Origin of the sequence: Streptomyces sp. NPDC059564, from assembly GCF_042735575.1 — a bacterium.
In the GTDB taxonomy this organism is placed as follows: Bacteria; Actinomycetota; Actinomycetes; order Streptomycetales; family Streptomycetaceae; genus Streptomyces.
The window spans coordinates 11,555-13,180 of sequence record NZ_JBHWBP010000008.1 but is presented as its reverse complement, the minus strand read 5'-3'; the positions used below and the strand labels follow the sequence as shown (position 1 = coordinate 13,180).

General features: G+C 77.2%; 3 protein-coding genes. 1 reads left to right on the top strand and 2 read right to left on the bottom strand.

The genetic code is table 11. The features are described from left to right. Positions 1–363 precede the first annotated feature (363 nt). Positions 364–1,071 (top strand): class III extradiol dioxygenase subunit B-like domain-containing protein, encoded by a 708-nt coding sequence (locus tag ACFV0Q_RS03435; RefSeq protein ID WP_384999753.1) that lies wholly within the window; start codon positions 364–366, stop codon positions 1,069–1,071. Positions 1,072–1,166: 95 nt separating this feature from the next. Here ACFV0Q_RS03435 and ACFV0Q_RS03430 read toward each other — a convergent pair whose 3' ends face one another. Next, positions 1,167–1,412, bottom strand: a complete 246-nt coding sequence (locus ACFV0Q_RS03430; protein ID WP_384999750.1) for an antitoxin — start codon at positions 1,410–1,412, stop codon at positions 1,167–1,169. Between the two features lie 23 nt (positions 1,413–1,435). Beyond that, positions 1,436–1,626, bottom strand: a 191-nt coding sequence (locus ACFV0Q_RS03425) for a gliding motility protein (protein WP_384999747.1), incomplete at its 5' end; no start/stop codon positions are given.

The window sequence follows — 1,626 nt, the reverse complement described above, 5'->3', positions numbered from 1 at the left end:
ACGCCGCCCCGGCCCAGCCCGCGGGCGTCATGCTCGGCATCCCCACCCTCGGCATCCCGGCCCCCCTCCCGACCGCCACCTCAGGCTGCGCGGCCCCGGGGGCCTGATCGCCCGGCCGAAACCCAGCCCCGCCGGCGTTCGGGCCCGGACGTCGGCAAATCCATCCTGGCCAGCCGGGGAAATCCAGCCTCGCCAGGGGGCACCTCCCAGCGGTAGCTGGGGGAGTTTGAGGCGCGGGTCCGGGGCGGAGCCCCGGAAAGCCCGGCGCAGCCGGGGCCGCCCGCACCGCGCCGCCGCACACCGGCAGACCCGGGTCAGCGGTCCGGGGTCCGGGCCCGGCCGGCGACGGCTAGGCTGCGGATCATGCTCGTAGCCGCCGCCGTCTGCCCCGCACCGCCGCTCCTCGTACCGGAGGTCGCCGCAGGCGCCGCCGCCGAACTGGACGACGCCCGCACCGCCTGCTCCGACGCCCTCGCCGTGCTCGCCGCCTCCCGGCCCGACCTGCTGGTCGTGGCCGGGACCGCCGCGGCCGACCACCTCGGGCCCTACCCCCAGGGCTCCCGCGGCGGCTTCCACGGCTTCGGCGTCGAGGCCGCCGTACGGCTCGGCGAAGGCGAGGAGGGGCCGCGCCTGCTCCCCGCCTCCCTCGCCGTCGGCGCCTGGCTGCTGGCCCGCGCCGGCTGGGGCTCCGCCCCCGTCGAGGGCCTCGGCGTGGGCGAGGACGCCGGACCCGAGGAGTGCCTGCGCACCGGCCGGGAGGTCGCCGCGCGCGACGCCCGGGTCGCCCTGCTCGTCATGGGTGACGGCAGCGCCTGCCGCACCCTGAAGGCCCCCGGCTACCTCGACGACCGCGCCGCCGCCTTCGACGCCGCCGCCGCGCGCGCCCTGGGCTCCGCCGACACCGCGGCCCTGGCCGCGCTCGACCCCCGCCTCGCCGCCGAACTGCAGGCCGCCGGCCGTGCCCCCTGGCAGGTCCTCGCGGGCGCCGCCGAGGGCGCGGGCCTCGACGGCCGGCTGCTGTACGAGGACGCCCCGTACGGCGTCGGATACTTCGTGGCCGCCTGGTCCTGAGGCGGACCCGCTCCCCGGCCCGGATCAGGACGCGGACACGACGAAGGGGCGCGCGACCGGTGTCCGTCCGGTCCCGCGCCCCATCCCGTACCGCGTCAGGCAGCCGCCGGCGGCGTCGGCCCGCCGGGACCCTCCTTGTGCGCGATCTTGCCCAGGGCGCCCTTCGCCTTGTCCGCACCGGTCGTGATCCGGTCGCTGTACTTGCCGTGCGTCTTGGAGTCCACGGCCTTGGCGACCTTGTCCAGACTCTCGCCGATCCTGCCCTCGTGCTGCTGCGCGAGATCGCCGACCTTGTCCTTGGCCGGAGCGAGCTTGGCCTTCAGATTGTCCAGCAGGCCCATGGGTCACCTTCCAGTGGCGGTAGCTACTTACGGGCGCCCTCGCCGGCCTCGCTGTCCGCGGCTGCCTCCGCCGACTGCTGCTTCGGAATCTCCACGGCCTCCGCCGCCGCGGCCTCCGCCTCGGACGGCTCGGCTCCGGCTTCCTCGGCCGCGGCTTCCGACTCCGCCGTCACGGCCTCGGCCGCGACCTCCTCGGTCGAAGCCTCGTCCTTAC